This is a genomic window from Marinospirillum sp. (assembly GCF_014859565.1).
On the sequence record NZ_JACUUA010000045.1, the window covers coordinates 1 to 22,560 of the forward strand.

The 22,560-nt window shown below is 52.4% G+C and carries 19 protein-coding genes and 1 pseudogene; 8 read left to right on the forward strand and 12 right to left on the reverse strand.

Annotated elements, in window-relative coordinates:
* Positions 1-52 precede the first annotated feature (52 nt).
* The 7 genes from dgt to IBX50_RS08090 all read right to left on the reverse strand — a co-directional run bounded on the left by dgt (position 53) and on the right by IBX50_RS08090 (position 7,405).
* Positions 53-1,558, reverse strand: coding sequence for a dGTPase (gene dgt, locus IBX50_RS08060; protein ID WP_292254861.1), 1,506 nt, complete (start codon positions 1,556-1,558; stop codon positions 53-55).
* A 6-nt stretch (positions 1,559-1,564) separates the two neighbouring features.
* Positions 1,565-2,398, reverse strand: coding sequence for a shikimate dehydrogenase (gene aroE, locus IBX50_RS08065; RefSeq protein WP_292254864.1), 834 nt, complete (start codon positions 2,396-2,398; stop codon positions 1,565-1,567).
* A gap of 6 nt (positions 2,399-2,404) precedes the next feature.
* Complete coding sequence (locus IBX50_RS08070; RefSeq protein WP_292254866.1) at positions 2,405-3,520, reverse strand: NAD(P)/FAD-dependent oxidoreductase; 1,116 nt, start codon at positions 3,518-3,520, stop codon at positions 2,405-2,407.
* Between the two features lie 32 nt (positions 3,521-3,552).
* The gene (gene hemF, locus IBX50_RS08075; RefSeq protein WP_292254869.1) at positions 3,553-4,473 is read right to left on the reverse strand and encodes an oxygen-dependent coproporphyrinogen oxidase; all 921 of its coding nucleotides are present in this window, start codon (positions 4,471-4,473) and stop codon (positions 3,553-3,555) included.
* A gap of 59 nt (positions 4,474-4,532) precedes the next feature.
* Positions 4,533-5,132, reverse strand: coding sequence for an L-threonylcarbamoyladenylate synthase (locus tag IBX50_RS08080; RefSeq protein ID WP_292254872.1), 600 nt, complete (start codon positions 5,130-5,132; stop codon positions 4,533-4,535).
* 80 nt (positions 5,133-5,212) lie between these two features.
* Entirely contained in the window at positions 5,213-6,361 is a 1,149-nt protein-coding gene (gene dprA, locus IBX50_RS08085) for a DNA-processing protein DprA (RefSeq protein ID WP_292254874.1), read from the reverse strand.
* Positions 6,362-6,388: 27 nt separating this feature from the next.
* Positions 6,389-7,405 (reverse strand): LysM peptidoglycan-binding domain-containing protein, encoded by a 1,017-nt coding sequence (locus IBX50_RS08090; protein ID WP_292254877.1) that lies wholly within the window; start codon positions 7,403-7,405, stop codon positions 6,389-6,391.
* A 173-nt stretch (positions 7,406-7,578) separates the two neighbouring features.
* Between IBX50_RS08090 and def the strand changes: the two genes are divergently transcribed.
* Genes def through rsmB form a run of 3 tightly spaced genes read left to right on the forward strand, consistent with a single transcriptional unit; the run spans position 7,579 to position 10,340 of the window.
* Entirely contained in the window at positions 7,579-8,082 is a 504-nt protein-coding gene (gene def, locus IBX50_RS08095; RefSeq protein ID WP_292254879.1) for a peptide deformylase, read from the forward strand.
* 3 nt (positions 8,083-8,085) lie between these two features.
* Complete coding sequence (gene fmt, locus IBX50_RS08100) at positions 8,086-9,030, forward strand: methionyl-tRNA formyltransferase (RefSeq protein ID WP_292254881.1); 945 nt, start codon at positions 8,086-8,088, stop codon at positions 9,028-9,030.
* Complete coding sequence (rsmB, locus tag IBX50_RS08105; protein WP_292254884.1) at positions 9,027-10,340, forward strand: 16S rRNA (cytosine(967)-C(5))-methyltransferase RsmB; 1,314 nt, start codon at positions 9,027-9,029, stop codon at positions 10,338-10,340. Before fmt ends, rsmB begins: the two co-directional genes overlap by 4 nt.
* Before the next feature lie 34 nt (positions 10,341-10,374).
* Here the strand turns inward: rsmB and IBX50_RS08110 are convergent, their stop codons facing one another.
* The 4 genes from IBX50_RS08110 to IBX50_RS08125 form a co-directional block, all read right to left on the reverse strand.
* Entirely contained in the window at positions 10,375-11,115 is a 741-nt protein-coding gene (locus tag IBX50_RS08110; protein ID WP_292254886.1) for a PaeR7I family type II restriction endonuclease, read from the reverse strand.
* Positions 11,116-12,843 carry an Eco57I restriction-modification methylase domain-containing protein gene (locus IBX50_RS08115; protein WP_292254889.1) on the reverse strand — a complete coding sequence of 576 codons (1,728 nt, stop codon included), beginning with the start codon at positions 12,841-12,843 and terminating at the stop codon, positions 11,116-11,118.
* Positions 12,844-12,912: 69 nt separating this feature from the next.
* Entirely contained in the window at positions 12,913-13,824 is a 912-nt protein-coding gene (locus tag IBX50_RS08120) for a lysophospholipid acyltransferase family protein (RefSeq protein ID WP_292254892.1), read from the reverse strand.
* 13 nt (positions 13,825-13,837) lie between these two features.
* A complete protein-coding gene (locus IBX50_RS08125; protein WP_292254895.1) occupies positions 13,838-14,116 on the reverse strand; it encodes a DUF2782 domain-containing protein in 279 nt (92 codons plus the stop codon).
* A 125-nt stretch (positions 14,117-14,241) separates the two neighbouring features.
* Here IBX50_RS08125 and polA point away from each other — a divergent pair, with 125 nt between their 5' ends.
* Positions 14,242-17,028 carry a DNA polymerase I gene (gene polA / locus IBX50_RS08130; RefSeq protein WP_292254898.1) on the forward strand — a complete coding sequence of 929 codons (2,787 nt, stop codon included), beginning with the start codon at positions 14,242-14,244 and terminating at the stop codon, positions 17,026-17,028.
* Positions 17,028-17,333 carry a 2Fe-2S iron-sulfur cluster-binding protein gene (locus IBX50_RS08135; protein WP_292254901.1) on the forward strand — a complete coding sequence of 102 codons (306 nt, stop codon included), beginning with the start codon at positions 17,028-17,030 and terminating at the stop codon, positions 17,331-17,333. The genes polA and IBX50_RS08135 overlap by 1 nt, the downstream gene beginning before the upstream one ends.
* Positions 17,334-17,380: 47 nt before the next feature.
* On the opposite strand, the gene fabV is transcribed toward IBX50_RS08135, so the two are convergent.
* Positions 17,381-18,589, reverse strand: a complete 1,209-nt coding sequence (gene fabV / locus IBX50_RS08140) for an enoyl-ACP reductase FabV (RefSeq protein WP_292254904.1) — start codon at positions 18,587-18,589, stop codon at positions 17,381-17,383.
* A gap of 183 nt (positions 18,590-18,772) precedes the next feature.
* Here fabV and IBX50_RS08145 point away from each other — a divergent pair, with 183 nt between their 5' ends.
* The 3 genes and pseudogenes from IBX50_RS08145 to IBX50_RS08155 all read left to right on the forward strand — a co-directional run.
* Complete coding sequence (locus IBX50_RS08145; RefSeq protein ID WP_292254907.1) at positions 18,773-19,210, forward strand: hypothetical protein; 438 nt, start codon at positions 18,773-18,775, stop codon at positions 19,208-19,210.
* Positions 19,211-19,232: 22 nt separating this feature from the next.
* Complete coding sequence (locus IBX50_RS08150) at positions 19,233-21,743, forward strand: AsmA family protein (protein ID WP_292254910.1); 2,511 nt, start codon at positions 19,233-19,235, stop codon at positions 21,741-21,743.
* A 1-nt stretch (position 21,744) separates the two neighbouring features.
* Positions 21,745-22,044 (forward strand): annotated as a pseudogene (locus IBX50_RS08155) (transposase); the annotation flags it as partial.
* Positions 22,045-22,560: the final 516 nt, after the last annotated feature.

Consider the following 22,560-nt stretch of genomic DNA (forward strand, 5'->3'; position numbering starts at 1 on the left):
TACAAGAATACTGTTACCCTGCGTTACAAAGCGTTGCCTGTTATCCTGGCTTTCAACGGGTGACAGCCAGGGTTTGATACTCATCCAGTGCATACTGGTCGGTCATGCCGCTGATCATGTCCTGCAACAGTCGGCAGCGACAATAACGCTCCCAGACATCCTCCGGCAGTGCCCCGGCTCCTAGCTCAGCGGCTGAAGCTCGTAATTGTTGATAGGCTTTTAAGTGTTTTCTGGGCAGGCGCTGAAACAATCGGCCTTCCAGCAGCAGATCCGGGGCATCCCCCTTTTCCAGACGCCTGAACTGCTCCTGACTCAGTTGCAGTAAGGGGCGGTAAAAGTCCAGCAGACCGCTGAGGATGCGATGCCCCTGCAACATCAGCGTGGAAACCTCATCTACATTAAAGACGTATTTAAACCCGACCCGTTTAAGGGTTTGTACTGCGGCATGGCAAGGGGAGTCGTCTTCCAGCAATGCGCGGTTAAGGTTGCCGGTTTGCATCTGTGGCAGATGATCCACAAACGCCTGGGCAGCATGTTGCACCAGCGGGTGAACCAGCCCGACGCGTAACCAGACAAAGAACTCGTGATCCTTGTTAATGCTTTCATCCTTGGCTCTGGACAGGGCATAGTCCACCAGCTCGGCAAAGGATCGGTCTTTAAAATGTTTACCTTCTGGATCATCGGGGTAAAGATCAGCAAACTCTGTTTTTAACAACTCGGCCAGCTTGGTGTAACTGAGGATGCCTTTATCCACACTGTCTTCGATATCCGCCAGACAATAAGAAATATCATCCGCGGCTTCCATCAGGTAGGTAAGGGCAAAACGATGACCGGGTTGTAGATCAAGTGCCTGATACATCTGGTTGATATAAAGGCTTTCAGAAAAATAATAACCGGGCTTTTTCTGCAGGTAACTGAGTGGATCAGTGGCTGGCGGTTTCTGCTGAGTGCCGCAGCGGGTGTATTTCAGCACACTGACTGTTTGCAGGTAGGTGAGGTTGAGTTTCTGCAGATGGACAATCAGGCGGATGGCTTGGGCATTACCCTCAAAATTTTGCAGTTCATGCAATAACTGACTGCGCAGGCTGTTGGCTTGTTCATCAGCCAGGGGGCGGGCAAAAGGCTCCAGCCCTCCAAGTTGTTCAGCAAACCAGCGCGACAGGGCTGCCTCACCAAAATGCCCGAAGGGTGGATTACCAATATCGTGCATCAGACAGGCCATCTCCACCAGGCTCTCGGATGCTCTTTCCAGCGCCAGCAAAGGCTGATCCACACCACTTTTACGCAGCAGTTTAAACACACTGCGGGTGATAAAACGGCCGGTTTGTTGTACTTCCAGTGAGTGGGTCAGTCGACTGCGTACCGCTGCATTACGCTCCAGAGGAAAAACCTGAGTTTTCTGCTGCAGACGTCGTACCGCAGCAGAATTGATGATACGCCCCCGATCACTTTCCAACTGGTCTTCCAGCTTTTCCACCCCCTGAGCCTGCAGGCTGAAATCACCGCCGTTACGGTTGTAGGGGCGTTTAATGGTGAAGTGTGTTGCCAGTGAAGGCATCGGGGTTTACTCCTGTAATTGTTGGCGCAACCTTAGTAATACCGGCGCAGTATCCGGTCGAACCTGACGCCAGAGGAAAAAGGCTTCTGCCGCTTGTTCCACCAGCATACCCAGTCCATCTGCTACGGTAGTTGCTCCCTGCTGTATTGCCCATTCCATAAACGGCGTGGGCTGTCTGGCATACATCAGATCATAAGCCAGTGCACCGGGTGCCAGCAGACCATCAGGCAAGGGTGGCAAATCACCACTGAGGCTGGCAGAGGTGGCATTCAGTATCAGATCATACTGGCTGCCGGCCAGTGATGCCCAGTTACCGGCTGACAGTTCAGCATCCGGCTGCAGACCATGAAAAATCTGCACCAGTTGCTGGGCTTTTTCCGGGGTGCGATTGGCAATTTTGAGTTTGGCCACACCGGCTTTTAACAGCGGTTCCACCACCCCGCGAGAAGCACCACCGGCACCCAGCAGCAACACCCGTTTGTTGTGGAGATTAAATCCCAGCTGCCCAGTTAAATCCCGTACCAGACCAACACCATCGGTATTGTCACCATAAATTTCGTTGTTTTTGCCTTTCTGCAGGGTGTTCACTGCTCCGGCTCGGCGGGCACGGGGAGACAACTGATCACAGAATACCAGTGCATCCAGTTTAAACGGCACCGTGACGTTGGCACCTAACCCACCTTGATCAAAAAACTGTCGGGCGCTGCCTTCAAAATCATCCACCGGAGCCAGTAGCGCCTGATAGTCCAGCTGCTGGCCGGTTTGTTCGGCAAACCAGCGATGTATCTGGGGTGATTTGCTGTGAGCGATGGGGTTACCAAATACGGCGTAATGATCCATGGTGCTTCAGGTTCCTGTACCAGTTAAACGGGTGACCACTTCTTCTGCTAAAGCCAGTGAAGCGGTTAATCCCGGTGATTCTATGCCAAACAGATGGATGACACCTTCACAAGCATGCACGCTTGCATCAGCCAGATAAAAATCGGCGGCATCACTGCCCGGTGACGTGATTTTTGGGCGTACCCCGGCATAATCCGGCTGCAGGGCGTTTTTGTCCATATCTGGCCAATAATTGTGTATGGCGGCCACAAAAGCATCCCGGCGGCTGGCATCCACCCGGTAATCAATTTCGGCGGCATCCTGAATATTCAGCCATTCCACATCAGGACCAAAACGGGCGCGACCCTGTAAATCCAGCGTGAGGTGTACACCTAATCCAGCCTGTTCCGGCAGTGGATAAATCAGATGTTTAAAGGGGTTTTTGCCACTGAGTGAGAAATAGTGCCCCTTGGCAAAAGCAGGCTGGGGTATCCAGTCGGCATCACCATGCAGGCGTTTTGCCAGTGCCGGAGCATGAAGCCCGGCAGCATTCACTAGCAGTCTGGCTTGCAGTGAATAATCCTGCAGCTGCAAATGGGTATTTGCGGGTTCGACCCTTCCACCCGTGACCTCATTGGCGGTAACCAGTTGACCACCGGCTGCTTCAAGATCCGTCAACAGCGCCAGCATCAGTTCATGGCTGCTGATAATGCCGGTGGAGGGGGAGAATAATGCTGCTTCAGCACGCAGTGCCGGTTCCAGCTGTTGGACTGCCGCTTTATCCAGCCATTGCAGCGGCACACAGCCATTGTCTCTGGCCTTGTCCTGCAGGGCACGAAGCTGAGGGATTTGTGCGGCCTGAGTGGCTACCAATAACTTACCGCAGGCTTGATGCGGGATATTACGTTCGGTGCAGTAGGCATAGAGCAGACGGTTACCACGCACACAAGTGCGGGCTTTCAGCGAACCTTGTGGATAATACAAACCGGCATGAATGACTTCGGAGTTGCGGGCGCTGGTTTCTTCACCAAAACGGGCGTTTTTTTCCAGCACCAGTACTTCACGCCCGGCCTGTGCCAGTGCCCGACCGATTGCCAGACCCACCACCCCGGCACCTATAACAACTGCATCGAGTTTTTCCATGGAGGTGGCTCCAGCGGTGGTGTTGCTTGTGGTCAGGTTTTGGTTTCGGCCAGCCAGTCACGCGGGCGCAGAAAATCCGTGTAGAGTTTTTCTTCCACTGAACCGGGTTCAGGTTTCCAGTCATAACCCCAGCGCACATGCGGAGGCAGGGACATCAGGATGGATTCGGTGCGGCCACCACTCTGCAAACCAAACAGGGTGCCACGATCCCAGACCAGATTAAACTCGACATAACGACCTCGGCGGAAGGCCTGAAACTCTCTTTCACGTTCACCATAAGGCATATCCCGGCGTTTTTCGATGATGGGTTGGTAAGCCGACATGTAGCTGTTGCCTATGGCCTGCATAAATGCAAAACACCGCTCAAAATCCGGCTCATTCAGATCATCAAAAAACAAACCACCCACCCCACGGGGTTCATCCCGGTGTTTAAGGTGAAAGTATTCATCACACCACTTTTTGTACTGGGGGTAGACCTGTGGACCAAAAGGCTGACAGGCATCTTGGGCGACCTGATGCCAGTGCACCACATCGTCCATAAACGGGTAATAAGGGGTGAGATCATAACCGCCACCAAACCACCAGACCGGATCGGATCCGGGTTTTTCCGCAATAAAAAAGCGCACATTGGCATGGGAGGTAGGGATATAAGGATTGCGCGGATGAATCACCAGCGACACACCCATGGCTTGAAAACTGCGTCCGGCCAGCTCTGGGCGTGCGGCGGTTGCCGAGGCTGGTAACTGATCACCAAAAACGTGTGAAAAGTTCACCCCGCCTTTTTCAATCAATGAGCCTTCCTGTAATACACGGGTGCGACCACCACCGCCACCGGGACGCTCCCAGTTGTCTTCACTGAAAGGCTGTCCATCCAGTTGCTGCAATTGCTGGCAGATCTGATCCTGCAGTTTCAGCAGGTAGTTTTTAACCGCTGCTGTATCTATTTGAGACAAAACACTTCTCCTGACACAAAACCTGTATAAGGGCATGAAGGCTCATAAAAAAACGTCCTTCAGGCGCGCAGTACCTCTCCGGTTTCCAGATCACAGATGCGGCTGGGGCGCTCCAGCCCACCCAATGGACCATTTAATACGGCATCCACATCCTCACCAAAGGCGCTGGACACTGCATCAAAAGTCATCAGAGGTGGTTCACCCGTCGTATTGGCTGAGGTGGACACCAGCGGGCCACCGAAGGCTTCGCAGAGTGCTACCACCCAGGGGTGACTGGTTACTCTTAAAGCCACCTTGGCATGTTTGCCACGGATCAGCTCCGGAGTATAACCATTGTCCTGCACCAACCAGGTGTTTGGACCCGGCCAGCTCTGTTCCAGTATTGCCATTTTTTCAGCACTGAGTCCGGTCAACCAAGGTTTTAACTGGTCGATGGATGAAGCAATCAGGATCACACCCTTGGATGGATCACGTTTTTTCAGCAGCAACAGCTGCTGCACGGCACGTCTATTAAATGGATCACAACCCAGACCCCAGATTGCTTCTGTTGGGTAAGCCAACACACCTCCCTGTCTCAGAACCGCAGCAGCTTCTTTGACTGCCTGATAATCCACAGACTCTTGCGAGTCGATGGGAGAGATGGCGATATTTGCAGACATTTTTTTCACTCAACCGTAAGGAAGATACTACCGAAAGGTCTTTTTCAGGGAAGGCACGTTAACCCAGCAGGGTGCCGGACTCAAGAGCTTAGACACCAACCACCGGGTTGTTGCTCAATATAACCGTCCAGTTCCAGCTCCAGCAGCTGAGCGCTGCCTTCTGCTGCAGTAAGACCCAGACTACTGAGCAGTTGATCTGATGATTGGGGCACATCACTGATTAAACAATAGAGAGGGCGCAGATGATCCGACAAAGCAGGCGGGGGTTTGGCTGCATTAACTGATGAATTTGACTGCAAACATTGTTTGAGCGGCTGCGCCAGCTCCACCAGCACATCATCAGCATCAGTCACCAGCGCAGCGCCCTGACGAATCAATTCATTGCAACCTTCACTTTGTACACGACGCACAGAGCCAGGAATAGCCATCACCTCGCGCCCTTGCTCCATCGCATGACGAGCACTGACCAGTGAGCCACTGCGTTTTGCTGCTTCAATCACCAGCACTCCCAACGACAGGCCTGTAACAATACGATTACGGGCAGGGAAGTGCCTTGCCAGAGGTGCTGTACCCAGCGGGTATTCTGACAAGAGCGCCCCGGACTCACTGATGGCAGTTGCCAACTCGCGATGTTCGAGTGGATAAACCCGATCCAACCCATGCGCCAGCACCGCATGAGTAGTGCCACTGGCACCCTCCTGACGCGCATTTAAGGCGCCCTGATGAGCAAAGCCATCCACACCCCGTGCCAGACCACTGATGATATTTAATCCTTGCCTGGTCAGACGGTGAGACCAGTTTAGTGCATTGTGCCGACCCTCCGGGGTGAGACTGCGACTGCCCACCACTGCCAAAGCCGGTGCATCCAGTGATGTGATCTGGCCTTTGGCACACAGCAGCAAAGGTGGATCGACAATATTTTGTAAAAGCGGCGGCAGCTCGTGCAGTGCAAGCAGCCAGTGGTGATCCTGCTCCGCCCAGCGCAAATGAGCCAGCAGACGGTCAGAATAAGGCAGCTTCCAAGGATCATTCAGGGCAAGACGTGCTAGTTGGCGGGTGCCTTCCTTGAAAGCGGGGTGGTGAGTCATCTGCTCTAATAGTAGACGACTGCTCAGGGTCGGTGATGCGGCCTGCTGTACAAGTTGTGCCACACGGCGTTGGTTGCTTCCCGGTAGCAACCACAGAGCAAGATCCAGAGTGAGTGTTTCGCTTTCCTTGTGAAGCGGCATAACCAAGTCCTTTTATGATAACCAAGCTCAGCGCATGATATGGCTCTTGTCAGCCTGACGGAAAACATCACCGGGTACCAAGGGTTCTCTGGCATGCATTACCAGTCCAAAACTAGTGTGATCAAATACCCGGTAAACCATCACCAGCCCCTTGCGATTTTCTGCTGCAAAAATCACTTCACCGGTGGCCGGATTTCGCAGTCGACGACCGGGTGCCAAAACTTCCAGCAGATGGCCGGGCTGCAACTGATCAGAACCCATATCCAGCATTACCGGCTGCAGTGAACCTATCAGTGTTTGATCATTGGCCAGGGCACGTAATAATTTGCCATGCAGTGGGTTGGCGGGAAGTGCTGGCTGAAAACCATCTCCAAAGGGTGATTCAGAAAAGGGCAACAACCGATCTCCAACACGAATTTCCTGGTAACTATTTGTAATTTCAAATACCGACATCTTGTCATCGTCAGATATCAGACGAGCAGTACCCAGAGATTGCGCTTTAAAACCCAGGTGTTTACGAGTGACTGGATGGCGAACTTCTTCCAACTCACGGTAAATACCGTAACGAGTCACACCTTCTGTCATGTCTCCCAGTACATTCAGCTGATCACCTTTGGCGGCCATGGTGCGGCCTTCACTCAAACCCACCACGTACAAGGCATCCTCAAACTCAGGACGATCAATCATCAGATCTCTGTTGAGGAAAGCTTCGAGCTGATGCAATGGCATAAAGGGAATAGGTTCCTGCAGCGCCATGATTCGCAGGCGGGGCTGGATGCGCAGAATGTTTTCACCTTCAAGTAATTCCAGTACGTCACCGGGGTAAAGCAGGTGGGGGTTGCTGACATGCGGGTTGGCCTGCCATAACTGCGGCCACATCCAGGGATCCTGTAAAAACTTCTGGGCAACAGACCAAAGTGAATCACCACGCTGAACTTCGTAGCGTTTAGGCGCGTCAGCCTTTAAACTAAGAGTCTGAGCACTCACTGCAAAACTGCACAGCAGCAACAGAGTGAAACCAATACGATATAGAGCAGTCAGCATAAATACACCCATGTAATATCAAAAACTCTTAGGCTCCGGGACTGTTTAATCCATCGAGCCAAGTCACCAATCGTTTACTTTAAGTTACACTTTGCCTGAAACCGCTTAACTGAGCAAGCGCCAATACATTACATTTTATATTGACTTCTGCCCATGCCATCCAGAGAAAAACCATGAGCCTGTTAACCATTCTTGAATACCCGGATCCACGTTTGCGCACCAAGGCGGAGCCTTTAACTGAAAAGGACTTTACCCCCGCCTTACAACAGCAAATTGATGATATGTTTGAAACCATGTATGCCGCCCCTGGTATTGGTCTGGCTGGCACTCAGGTGGATTACCACAACCAGCTGATTGTCATGGATGTTTCAGAAGACAAAAACCAGCCACGGGTATTAATTAACCCTGAATATACACCCCTGGAACCCACCTGTGAACTGATGCAGGAAGGCTGCCTGTCAGTGCCTGAATACTATGCCGATGTGGAGCGTTATGTGCGCATCCAGGTCAAAGCTTTGGATCGCCACGGACAACCCCAGGAATTTGAATGTGATGGTTTGCTGGCTCACTGTGTACAACACGAATGTGATCACCTGAAGGGTATCGTGTTTGTGGATTACCTGTCTCGCCTGAAGCAGGATCGGCTGCGTAAAAAACTCATCAAACAAAAGGCCTGAGCCATGCGCATCATTTTTGCCGGAACTCCCGAGTTTGCGGCCACCAACCTGCAGGCTTTACTGGATAATACTTCTGGCCAGCATCAGGTGATTGCTGTTTACACCCAGCCGGATCGCCCTGCCGGTCGTGGCCGCAAATTAACCGCCAGCCCAGTTAAACAGCTGGCCTTGCAACACGGGATCCCTGTTTTTCAGCCCCAGACCTTAAAAACAGCGGAAGCTCAGGCTGAACTGGCCGCTTTACAAGCGGATCTGATGCTGGTGGTGGCTTATGGCTTGCTGCTGCCCCAGGTAGTGCTGGATACACCTCGGCTGGGCTGTATTAATGTACACGCTTCTCTCCTGCCCCGCTGGCGGGGGGCTGCTCCCATTCAACGCGCCTTACTGGCTGGGGATAAAACCACGGGGGTCACACTGATGCAGATGGATGCGGGTCTGGATACCGGCGCCATGCTTTATAAAACTCACTGCCCCATCACGGCAACAGACACCAGCGCCAGCCTGCACGATAAACTGGCTCACCAGGGGGGAGAAGCCTTGCTGAAACTCTTGCCTCAACTAGAGCAGGGATTACAGCCTGAAATCCAGAACCCGGATCAGGCAACCTACGCAGCCAAACTGAGCAAGGAAGAAGCCCGCATCAACTGGGCTCTTGCTGCCTCCGAGCTGGATCGACAGGTGCGAGGTTACAACCCCTGGCCTGTGGCCTGGTTTATGGATGGCGAAGAAGTCATTCGTATCTGGGGGGCCCAGCCCTTGAACATCGACCACAATGCACCACCCGGCACACTACTGGATCTAGAAAAGGACGGCTTGATTGTGGCTTGTGGCGAAGGCTGCCTGAAACTGACCCGCCTGCAACTACCCGGCCATCGGCAGATGAGCGCAACCGATTTACTGAATGGCCATCCTGAGCGATTCACAGCCTACCAGCAGGTCTTTGCATGAGTGACGGCATTCAGCCGCGTTTAAAAGCGGTGCAGGCTTTATTACCTGTTCTGCAGCAGAAGGCATCTCTCAGCAGCAGCCTGCCACGTGCCCAGCAAGGCCTGAGCACTGAAGATGCCGCCCTGACTCAGGCACTGGCCTTTGGTGTTTGCCGCTTTTATCCACGCCTAACTTACTGGGGTGAACAACTGCTGGAGCGCCCTTTTAAACACAAGGATCTGGATGTTCAGATTTTGCTGTTGATTGGCCTTTACCAGCTACAGGAAGGACGAGTAGCCGATTACGCCGCCATCGACACCTGTGTGGAAAGCAGCAAAAAACTCAACAAACCCTGGGCCAGCAAGCTGCTGAATGCCTGCTTGCGACGCTTTCAACGGGAGCAAGAGGCTTTGACCACGCTGGCAGCAGGCAAAGAGATTGCAGCAACAGCTCACCCTCACTGGCTGCTGAAAAAACTCAAAAAAGCCTGGCCTGCCCATTGGCGTGATTTGTGTGATGCCAATAATCAGCAGCCACCCATGACCCTGCGCGTGAATCAGCGCCATATCAGTCGTGATGCCTATCTGGCGCAATTGCTGGAGCAGGGTTTTGAATCTCATCCCACCCCTTACAGTCTTCATGGCATCACCCTGGTGCAGCCGGTTCATCCGGCAGGTTTGCCGGGGTTTGCTGAAGGCCACTTCAGTGTGCAGGATGAGGCCGCCCAGCTGGCTCCAGGCCTGCTGGAGCTGCAAGCCGGTCAGCGTGTGCTAGATGCCTGCTGTGCGCCAGGGGGTAAAACGGCTCATCTGGCTGAAATTGCCGATATACAACTGCTGGCGCTGGATGTGGATGCACAACGGCTGGGGCGGGTGCATGAAAATCTGGCGCGTCTGCAACTGCAGGCCGAGGTGAAGTGTGCCGATGCCGCCACCCCGGCAGACTGGTGGGACGGCCAGGCTTTTGACCGGATTCTGCTGGATGCGCCCTGCTCAGCAACCGGTGTGATCCGGCGACATCCGGACATCAAACTGCTGCGGCGAGAAACAGACATCAAGGAACTGGCAGCAATCCAGTTAAGGCTACTGCAAGCACTCTGGCCGCTATTAAAACCCGGTGGGCTGCTGCTGTATGCCACCTGCTCGGTGTTACCGGAAGAAAACCAGCACCCGCTGGCCAGTTTTTTACATCACACCGCTGATGCCCAGCAGCGCAAGATCAGTGCCGTCTGGGGGCTGGAACAGAAATTTGGCAGGCAGCTGTTACCCAAAGCGGATGGGCAGGATGGCTTTTTTTACTGCCTGCTGGAAAAAACCTATTGTCAAACATAAGCAAAGAGAGTCAGAAGCAGTTTGTTAGGCGTTTCTACCCAAGCCTTGCTGCCGTTGATGCAACATGACCAGCAAGTAAAGTTATAAATGTCTTCAAGCTGGTCATATCAGATAGGTTCGTGAACTCTCCGGTATCTACCGCACTTCGTTCTGCTGCGATAACGGCCGCCGTAGTGTAAAGCTGCTCTTGTATTAATCGCTGACAAAGCAGGTCATACCGCTTGAGATACGATGCACCCTTAAACTCCTCGAACACAAGGAAGTGTGGCGAAGAGTCACGGACTGAGCGACGTGACCCAGAAGCATCCTCAACCATCATTAACCAGCCAACAAAGGGGCGAGGCTGCTTGCCGAAAGCCTCTTCACGATAAGCCGTCCATAGGTCATGAGCCGTTCCGATAGCTTCCTCGGTGCGGTTATTGAAATTGTTACCGAACGATGGTCCAACTTGGCTTTTCAGCTCAATGGCGGCGATCAACTCTCCCTTGTAGATCACCAAGAGATCCCATAATTTCGTCGGCCGGAAGTAACCGGGCAAGGTCAGCATGCCCTTGTTCAAGTATATATCGGCGTGGGCCAGCCCGTTAGCTTCGATGATGTCTCGTATCAAGGCCAAAAAACCGTCCATATTGTTGCCTGCGGTCACGCCTGCACGCTCCCCTTGGTCGACCTTGCCCGATTCAATTTGCTTCTGTTTTGCTGCTTCGCGGCTTTTCCAAAATACCTTTACGGCTTCACAAGCTTTCTGTTCGTAATCGACTAGATCAAGTGCCATTTATCCTCCATTACCACCAAGAGCAGATCGTTCTTGATAAGTGAGACCGTAGAGCTTGAACGCCGCTCGGTTACAAGCCTGCACATCTCGCTTTATCGCAGCCTCGGCCAACTCGCGGCCTAGCGTTTCAGGCACATCTACCCATCGAGGAATACGAATACGGCGTAAGTACTGCGCTTGGAAGCGAAGGAATCCACCACGCATTTTTGTCGAATAGGTCGCTATAAACAGTCGAGTAACAGCAGATAACAACAGAGCTTGCAAGGCTCTTAAATCCCAATCATCTGACGTGACATAATAAAGATTATGGTGAGGATAAAGCCCGCCTTCTTCAAAAACGATATGTGCTTCACCCTTGATGTCTGGAATTAGAAGCTTCGGTCTCTCAGCTAGTGCTGGGGTAATACGGTCAATCGTGCGATACCAGTTGTCCGGAACCTTTTTTGCGCAGTGACGCGCCCCAATTACCTCCCGTCGAGCCTCAAGGTAACGCCTTAGACGCGGATACTCGTCAAGATCAACAAGTCCACCCGCATCAGCAAAAGGGTTAATAACACCTTGCCCCCGCCACCTCACCTCGCCGGATATAATATCTTTGGTTGTCACCAGCGCTAACTTTCGGTCTGGCTCAACATCAAGCGTTTCGAAGTCACCAATGAATTCCTTGTCTGCGCCTGTTGCAACACCGATCCCCACTTTGCATCCCGCCTCTTCCAGCAAGGGGAAGCAGCTTTCTATACGCCGAATAAGCGCCATATGGTCGGATGACCCCAGCAACCATGGTTCCACACCGTTGGTGACCTTGGCAAGTTCTCGCGCTTGGTCGGTATCTTTCGGTAACGTCTGTGCGCACAATAAATTAGCTAAGGTGGTCAATGCCACCCGATCAATGGCCGGACGGTGGGCTATGCGTGTTACCCCCGGCGCTTCACGACTGATAATAGTGATCGCTGGATAGGCAATCACATCAGAATGGAAAGCCGGTGTATCCACCATGTCGACATAGACTTTCAGGTGGAACCCCTCAGCCACGAGGTTACGCAGTGGCCCACCATAGCGGTTTTTCATCCAACGATCAGCACAGATGAATCCAAGATGGCCTCCATCGGACAAAACCGACAGCGACCGCTCAATAAATGGAATATAGATATCAGCCCGGTCATACATCGTTTGGTAGCGGCTGCGGTATTCGGTTAGCAGCGGAGCAGGTATCAGCTCTTGGCGGACATAGGGAGGATTACCCACCACAAAATCGAATTCACCCTCTAGCGATGCCAGCAGAAAGTCCCCTTGCGATAGCCAGATGTCCGCCAAGGCCATTGCGGTATTTGCAGCTATACCTTCTCGCTTGAGAAGCGCGACAACAGAAGCCTGGGTACTGCTGAAGGTATCGTGGTGCAACTCAACAGCATGGATCGCATTACCCAACTCTTCGAGCGCGGAACCATTCGGCCTTGCTACCCGCCACGCACTCAGCAGCCGCTTGATAATCGGAAGCAGAAAATCCCCACCGCCAAATGAGGGTTCCAAAAGCCGCTTTTCGTGGAGCGGTTGATCTTCTGTATATCCAGCCAGATCAAGAATGAAATCCACAACTTCTCGACGCGTGAAAACTGCGCCCCGAGAGCTGATCTCGGGGTTCAAAGCCAAACGATCTATTGCAGCCTTCACTTTCTGAGAGGCGCAAGCGGGGTTTGGTAATTCAAGTGTCATTTGTGTCGATTGCAAAGTATAACCTTTGTATATTGGTGCACAAAATTAAACCACTAACGTACCTGTGAGGACAGCGATAAAAACTCACTTATAAGGATTACGGCTGCCTTCCGGAACCCGCTTGAAGCGTTTGTAAGCCCACTGATATTGATCCGGTGCATAAGCAATAATCTGCTCAACACTGGCATTCACTCCGGTGGCAGCAATCACTTCATCCGGGTCGTAGACTCGCTCATCCGCAGGAATCAGGATCAACTCATATCCAGCACCAGCAGGCAGGCGTTTTGCCAGTGCAGTGAACACCCGTGCGCCAGTTTTTTGTACCAGCTTGGGCAACAAGGTGGCTGTCATGGCTGGATGCCCATAAAAGGGCGCAAAAACGCCACCCTGCCCTGCATCCGGCACCTGATCCGGTAAAATCCCCACCGCTTCTCCGCGTTTTAATGCCTTGAGCAGACCAGCCACACCTTTAACATCAGCCGGAACCAGCTTGCCACCGGTGCGGCAACGTCCGTTACGAATTAACGAATCCAGCTCACGAATGCGTGGCGGTGAGTACATGCTAGTCAAGAGGAGCTGCTGAGGAAGCCACTGGCCAAGCATCTCCCATTGTCCAATATGTGGCCCCAGCAAGATGATCGGTTTACCCTGTTGCCGGGCAAGATCCAGCAACTCGGCACCCTGCACCTTTTGTACGCTACTTAGCACCTTGGCTGCGGGTGCCATCCACATGTAACCCATTTCCAGCATAGTGCGGGTACTTTCAATCAACGACTGACGCGCCAGCTGGTCACGCTGCTTTACATCCAGATGTGGGAAAGCCAGCCCCACATTCACCTGACTCAAATGGCGTTCACGTTGCACAAAGCGCCAGATCATTGCAGCAATTGGCACGGCTAGAGCTTGCAGCCATTTAAGTGGCAGGCGCGACAATAACCACCAGACAGTACGGATAAAAAAAGCTTTAACCGGGTGGGAGTATTTATCTTTTTTCACAAGTCGTATCACTTCACCACTTAAAGAGGATCCAGCTTGGAATCAGCAGACGGCCACGCTCACGACGATCCAGCGCACCATCCCCTTCGGAATCCACCAGATAATAGGGCTCACCCACTTTCGGAATGACCTTGATGGCATACAGCTGGCCATTAATACGGTATTCCTCGATGGTTTGATCTGCTTCCTGACGAATGGTGATTTCCGGCTCCGGATTATTGGCCTGTGCCGACAGCATCAAACTGCTGCTCAGCAGAACCGCCAGCAGAGCCGCTTGTAATAGTATTTTCATCAGGTTTTTCTCCAGGGGATGCGTAGACCAGTAGAGTTCAGTATCCTTAACTGAATCCAGTAATTGTCATTCTAACGCAAACTGACTTTTTGCCCTACTCATCACCGACAGCCCGGAATAACATCATGCCTCCTGCATCCAATCAGCCGCCCCTCATTCTGGTCGATGGCTCGTCTTATCTTTACCGCGCCTTTCATGCCCTGCCGCCGCTGATCACCTCCAACGGGCAGCCTACCGGAGCCATCAAGGGTGTGCTGAACATGCTGCGCAGCCTGATCAAAACCTGGCCGGATAGCCCAATGGGTGTGGTGTTTGATGCCAAGGGTCCGACTTTTCGTGATGAGTTGTTTGCAGAGTACAAGTCACACCGCCCACCCATGCCGGATGACCTGCGCAGCCAGATTGAGCCGCTGCACGCCTGCATCAAAGCACTGGGGTTGCCGCTGTTTTGTGTGGAAGGTGTTGAAGCAGATGATGTGATCGGCACCCTGGCTCGACAGGCTGCCGCCGAAGGTCGCAGGGTGGTGATTTCGACCGGTGACAAGGACATGGCACAGCTGGTCTGCCCGCTGGTTTCGCTGGTGAATACCATGACCGGCAACCATCTGGATGAAGCCGGTGTACTGGAAAAATACGGCATCGGCCCGGAGTTGATCATCGATTTTCTGGCGTTGATGGGTGACAAGTCGGACAACATTCCCGGAGTGCCGGGTGTCGGTGAAAAAACCGCGCTGGCTCTGCTGCAAGGCATTGGTGGGTTGGATGAGCTGTACACCAATCTGGACAAGGTAGCATCACTGGATTTTCGTGGTGCCAAAACCACCGGCAAAAAGCTGGCAGACCATAAAGAACTGGCTTACCTCTCTTACCAGCTGGCCACCATCAAAACCGACTGTGACTTACCGCTGGCTCTAGATGCCCTCGATATTGCCCACCCGGACACCGAAGCCCTGCGCAGCCTTTACACCCAACTGGAATTCAGAGGCTGGCTGAATGATTTGCAACACTCAGATGCATCCAGCCCATCGGCAGGCGACACCACCAGCATGACACCTGATCAGGCAGTTAATCAGCCACTCACCACCCCCAGCAAGACGCAGCATGAGACCCTTTATGAAACCCTGCTGCAACAGGCGGATCTGGATCGCTGGCTGGACAAACTGCGTCAGACCGGTTGTTTTGCGTTTGATACCGAAACCACCAGCCTGAACTACATGCAAGCTAAGCTGGTGGGTGTCTCTTTTGCTGTACAGGCCGGTGAAGCTGCTTATGTACCCCTGGCTCATGATTATCCCGGTGTACCGGAGCAACTGAATCGTGAAGCCGTGTTACAGCAACTCAAACCCCTGCTGGAAGATCCTCAGCTGGGCAAAATCGGCCAGAACCTGAAATACGATATGAGTGTGCTGGCACACTACGGCATCCAGCTGTGCGGCATCCAAGCCGATACCATGCTGGAATCCTACGTGTTGAACTCCACCGCGATCCGCCATGACATGGACTCACTGGCACTCAGATATCTGGGTCATACCAATGTCAGTTTTGAGGACATTGCCGGTAAAGGTGTCAAACAGCTGACCTTTGATCAGATCGAACTGGAAAAAGCCAGTTTTTACGCAGCGGAAGATGCCGACATCACCCTGCGCCTGCATCAGGTTTTAAGCCCACAAGTTAAGACAACCGGGCGACTGCAGGAAGTACTGGAAAAACTGGAACTGCCACTGGTCAGCCTGTTATCAAAAATTGAACGCAACGGTGTCAAAATTGATGTGCCCCACCTGCAGCGTCACTCACAGGAAATGGCACGGCGTATTCTGGAGCTGGAAGAAGAAGCGCACCAACTGGCTGGCCGTGCGTTTAATCTGGGTTCTCCCAAACAGCTGGCCGAGATCCTCTTCACCGAGCAAAAACTGCCAGTGAAGAAAAAAACCCCCAAGGGCGCACCTTCTACGGCTGAAGCCATATTGGAAGAACTGGCACTGGATTTCCCCCTACCCAGAGTCATCATGGAACATCGCGGCCTGTCAAAGCTGCGCAACACCTACACTGACAAACTGCCACAACTGGTCGAGCCTCGCACCGGGCGGGTGCATACCAGTTACCATCAGGCCGTCACCGCAACGGGTCGCTTGTCCAGCTCTGATCCCAACCTGCAGAACATTCCGATTCGTAGTGAAGAAGGTCGTCGCATTCGTCAGGCATTTATTGCCGAACCCGGTTTTAAACTGGTAGCTGCAGACTATTCACAAATAGAGCTGCGCATCATGGCACATCTGTCCGGTGATGAAGGGCTGTTAAAAGCCTTTGCTGCCGGACAGGACATTCACCGCGCCACTGCAGCAGAGGTGTTTGGTCTGCAGCCGGATCAGGTCAGTAATGATCAACGGCGTAGTGCCAAGGCCATCAACTTTGGCCTGATTTATGGCATGAGTGCTTTTGGTTTATCCCGTCAGTTACATATTGATCCGGCACAAGCCAAAATTTATATCGAAAGGTATTTTGAGCGTTATCCGGGCGTGCGGCGTTATATGGATTCCACCCGCAGCAGTGCAGCTGAACAAGGTTATGTGGAAACCCTGTTTGGGCGCAGGCTGTATCTGCCGGAAATCAATTCCAGTAACTTTAACCAGCGTCAGGGAGCGGAGCGCACCGCCATCAACGCTCCCATGCAGGGAACCGCTGCGGACATCATGAAAGCTGCGATGCTGGCGGTGGATCAGTGGCTGGAAAACTCTGGGCTGGAAGCACGTATTATCATGCAGGTGCACGATGAGTTGGTATTTGAGGTGAAAGAAGATCAGGTGGAAGCGCTGATTCAAGGCATACGCCCTTGTATGGAAAATACCGCCAGGCTGGATGTACCCCTGCTGGTGGAAGCCGCCAGTGGCAATAACTGGGATGAAGCCCACTGATGCCTTGGTTACAGCTGCCCGATCATCCGGCCATTGAAATGCAGCCAGACGAGACCCTGCTACAGGCATTACATCGCGCCGGAATCATCTGGCGCGAAGCCTGCCTGAATGGTGTTTGTGGTGTCTGTGCCTGCCAGCTGAAAAGTGGCAGTGTCCACTACGCCACACGCAAGCCTCATGGCCTCACCTCTCAGGAACAGCAACAAGGGCAGATCCTGCCTTGTATTGCCCTGCCTGCATCAGAGCAGCTGCTTCTGGGTAAACCCAGCTACCCAGTGCAGCACCGGGATCTTAACGGTTTATAACAAAAAGCGGCTTAAGGCCGCTTTTTTGTTGGATTTGAATCAGTCGATCAGTTCACTTCGGCCACAGAAAAGTGCACTTCCGGTGAAACATCCGCATCATAATCTACATCTTCACGTTCAAAACCAAACAGTTTAAGGAAGTCGTGTTTGTAACCGGCATAATCCGTCAGTTCAAACAGGTTGTCGTTGTTAACCTTTGCCCAGAGCTGCTTGCAAGCTTCCTGAACATCATCACGCAGCTCCCAGTCATCCAGGCGCAGGCGACCGGCTTCATCCAGATCCATGCCCTGTCCATCTTCACGGAATAACTGGGTACGATACAGGCGGTTCAGCTGCTCAATGGTGCCTTCATGCAGACCCTGATCCTTCATCACCTTGTAGACCAGTGCAATGTACAAAGGCATTACCGGGATGGCAGCAGAAGCCTGGGTGACCACTGACTTGAGTACTGCCACATTGGCTGTACCAGCGTATTTTTCCGACAACTGACGATTGAGTTCAGCAGCGGCACGATCCAGATCTTCCTTGGCTTTACCCAGCGCCCCATGCCAGTAAATCGGCCAGGTGATTTCAGTACCGATATAACTGAAGGCTGCCGTTTTAACACCCTTGGCCAGTACACCGGCCTGATCCAGTGCCTGCATCCACAGCTCCCAATCTTCACCACCCATCACCTGAATGGTATCAGCAATTTCTTCTTCGGTGGCTGGCTCTACTTCGGCTTCGATGATCTGATCTTTGTTGGTGTCTATCGCAGTGGAGCGATACACCTCACCAATCGGCTTCAGGGCTGAGCGCTTGAGTTCACCAGTATCCGGCAATTTACGAACCGGGGAGGCCAGGGAATAAATCACCAGATCCACTTCGCCCATATCCGCCTTGATCATTTCAATCGCTTTTTCGCGTACTTCATTGGAGAAAGCATCACCATTAATGGAGCGAGCATATAAACCAGCCTTCTGTGCTTCCTGCTCAAATGCCCAGGAGTTGTACCAGCCTGCAGTACCGGGTTTACGTTCGGTGGCAGGTTTTTCAAAAAACACACCCAGAGTTGCCGCTCCATAACCAAAAGCGGCCGTGATACGAGCAGCCAGCCCATAACCACTGGAGGCACCAATTACCAGCACCTTTTTAGGTCCATCCTTTTTGACACCCTGCTGTCTGGTTACAGCAATCTGCTCTTCAACGTTCTTGTAACAACCTGTCGGATGTGTTGTCGTACAAATGAATCCACGGTACTTCGGCTTGATGATCATGCGAGTGCCTCAATTAAAATCTTGTAAGAGTCTGAAAAATCAGCAGTGGCCTATTATAAACACCTGGGAAGGCTGTCACACCCTCCATTGCAACAAAACACCTGCATCTGCCTCAGTTCAGAGCTAAGATGCGGCTTTAGCGTCCTTTAATCCAAGCGTTTGAAAACCACCAGGGATCAAAAAATGGTATACCGCAGTTTTTGGTTTGTTATCGCTTTGTTACTCTTTTCGATTGGCTCGACACAAGCGGCCAGCCTGCCGGAGGATTTTATTCTTCTCAAGCCGAGCGAGATTTACAAAGGAAAGCTTGGCGAGCGGGAAGTGGTGAGATTTTACTTCACACTGGATCGTACACTTGATCTGGTACTTGAAAGCAAGACACCCTCCCGTACCAATAATGTTTATCCCGATGCGGTACTGTTTTATCCCGATGGCCGCGTTATTACGCGCGACTGGAGTAGCGGTGAGGGACGCAATTTCCGTATTCAGCGGCGACTGGATGCAGGCACTTATGTATTGCGTGTTGAAGATGGCCGAGGCTGCGGTTCCTTACATGGCTGCCCGGAGATCAATCGTGACTACATGATCGAGTTTACGGTCACTGAAGTCAGTCTCTTCTGAACATTATAAGGAGTTATGACCAATGGGGCGTCTGCTCAAATGGTTTTCTGTTGGTATTCTCAGCCTGATAACACTGCTTGTTCTGGGTATTCTGGCATTATTAATTTTTGTTGACCTCAACAGCCTGAAACCCAACATCAAAAGCCTTGCCGCTGAACAGGCCGGATTGGATCTACGCATTCCCGGAGATCTGAGCTGGAGTTTTTATCCTTATCTTGGCATTCAACTGGGTGCCATCGAAGTTAGACCTCTGCAAACACCGGAAGCGGAACCCCTGGCATCCATGCAAGGTGCAGCCATGGGTGTAGCACTCTTGCCGCTGTTTTCCGGTGAGATACAGGTCAGCCTGATCCACCTGATACAACCCCAGGTATTCCTGCATCGGGATCAGCAGGGTCAGGCCAACTGGGAGTTAATCCAGATCCCCGACTCGGGCACGGAAGACACCACCGATAAGGTAACAGCTGAAGTACCAGCAACAGAGACTGAAACAGGCTCCATGAGTCTGAATCTGGCCATTGCTGACCTGTGGCTGGACAGAGCAAAAGTACGCGTGCTTGATGAGGTCGAAAACCTTGATCTGGAACTTGCTGATGTCAGCTTCCGCGCACGGGATGTCAGTCTGGAAAAAGCCTTTCCAATCGAAGCCGCCGCTCATCTGACTTTAGCAGAGCCGGCAACAACCCTGCAGCTGAATCTCACATCACGTGTCAGTCTTGATCTGATCAATGAGTCCTACCTGCTGGATCAGCTGAAGCTACAACTGGAAGCAGGTTACCCTGAACTGCTCAAGTCACCCATCACTCTGGATCTGGAAGGTCGCATTGCTGCACAGATGCAGGAAGGCAGCATACATTTGCCTCTGTCTCTGTCGCTCAGCAAACCTCAGTGGGTTGACGACGGACTACCCGGTTTTGCAGCCACTCGGATCAAGATGGATGCACAGCTGGATCTGCTCAATGAGTTGTATCAGCTGAAACAGTTTGAACTGATCTCCGGTGTACAACTCGACAGCAACAGTAAAATGCTGCCTTTGGAGATCACTTTGAATGCTGTTGCCAATCTGGCAACCCAGCAAGCCAGCCTGAAGCAACACCTGCTGCTGGATCAACTGACTCAGCAATTACATGTCACAGCCAGCCAGCTGTTAAATACACCAGAGTTTTCCGGTCAACTACTCGTTGATATTCCGCAGCTGCGTAACCTGTTAGGAAATCTAGGTGTTGATCTGCCAGAAATGCAGGATTCCACCACACTAAACCGCCTGGCACTGGCTATCCGATTTGCCGGATCGGAGGAAAAAATCATTCTGCCTGAGCTGGACCTGACCTTTGACTCAACCCAGTTTAAAGGCCAGGCCGGAGTTGATCTGGATAGTATGGCGCTATTTATGCGTCTGGCCGGTGATGAACTGGATGCTGACCGCTACCTTCCACCCCCATCCGAAGAAGAAGAGCTGGCAGCAGTTGATGAAACAACCAGTGAAGACAACGAACTGCTGCCAGTTGAACTGCTGCGTGAGCTCAACCTGGATCTTGGTTTTACACTCCAGCAGTTTCAGATTACCGGACTAAAGGTTCAGAACATTGATCTGGCAGTACTGGCAAAAGACGGACTAGTACAACTGGAGCGCGTCAATCTTGACCTCTATCAGGGGCAATTTCGTAATCGCGCCAGTGTGGATGTGCGCAATGAACCGGCAAAACTTAACTTCAGTACACGTCTGAGCGATATGAACCTGCGCCCACTGCTGGATGATATGGAGCTGGAAAGTATCCCCTTGCGTGGCAAGATGAATCTGAGTGGTGATTTCACAACCACGGGTACACGCCTGTCTGAATGGCTGGCTGGCTCCAATGGCAAAGGCAATCTGCGTATGGTGGATGGCGCCGTGACCGGTGTGAACTTATCCCGCGAGGTTTGTGTTGCAGCAGCATCACTGGAAGGTCGCACCAGCCAACAAAACTGGAGCCCGGATACCGAATTCACCAATCTGCTGGCTGATATTGATCTGGTGAATGGCAAGCTGAACAACCGTGATCTTCGTATTGCCATCAAGGGTTTTGAAGTCTCTGGCCTTGGCCATTACCACCTGGTTAACGAGGACTTTCTTTACAACCTTGGCATACGTTTTACCGCAGATGCAGATCAACACGCTTGCCGCATCAGCAACAACCTTGCTCTGGTTCGCTGGCCTATTGAGTGTAAAGGATCTCTGGCAGGTGAAACCCCTGAAATCAGCTGTCGACCGGATACCCGTGCAGTGACCGACCTGGTTGGTGGCCTGCTTCGTGATGCGGCAAAACGAGAAGCAGAGCAGCTGAAGCGCCAAGCTGAAGCACGAGTACAGCAGAAAGCAGAACAGCTGCGTGCACAAGCAGAGCAGGCTCAGGCGGAACTTGAGGCAAAAGCACGCAGAGAAGCCGAAGAAGCCCGCAGTAGAGCAGAAGCTGAAGCGAGACAGCGAGCCGAGGACGAAGCCCGCAAACAGCTGGAAAGCCAGGCTCGTGATCGCTTGAGATCTCTGCGCTGAAATTGGCATGGAGGCCTGTGCTTCTTCTCATCACTGGGCGCGTGAGCTCCAAAAGCGTGGTTACCGGGTTCGGTTGATTGCCGCTCAGTTTGTTAAACCCTATGTCAAAAGCAACAAGAATGACCGTGTTGATGCTGAAGCCATCTGTGAAGCCATGAGCCGTCCTAATATGCGCTTTGTCACCCCCAAATCGGTTGAACAGCAGGATATCCAGGCCATGCATCGCATTCGGGAGGAGCTGGTTGCTCAGCGCACGGCCAAGGCTAACCAAATCCGTGGTTTGGTCGGTGAATACGGCATCGGCTTGCTGGATGATGGATAACTTGTATTCAGCGCTGAAAGAACGGCGCCCACGTTTTTCCAGAGCGGGATGAGGCTCCACCTTGGGATTAACGCTGGTGACTGGTTTTGGCATTTCTGATCTCCTGGATGCCCTGATTTGTATGTTATCTCAAAATCAGTTGGCTCAGGCTTAGGTTGACACACAGGGGGGCGAAGAGCCTTGAGCTCGTGTAAGCGATTGGGAGCCAGTGCGCGAATAGCCCATCAGGGTCCGATGCCTCGTAACGGCATCATTCATGAGACCGGATACACGTAGGCAGTCGTACCTTGGCTTCGATCAAACAAAGTGCTTGCAATAGAGGAGGAGTCCATACACGCCCTTAAATCAGCATCTTTCGTAGCAATGCAGTTTTGAGCACACTTGCCCTATGTTTTCTACAAGGGGCATCAACATGACCAATCAAGAGCTTCAAGTCTACTGGCAGCAGCTGATCAGGCTGCATCAGTCATCCGGCCTGTCGGCCAAGCAGTTTAC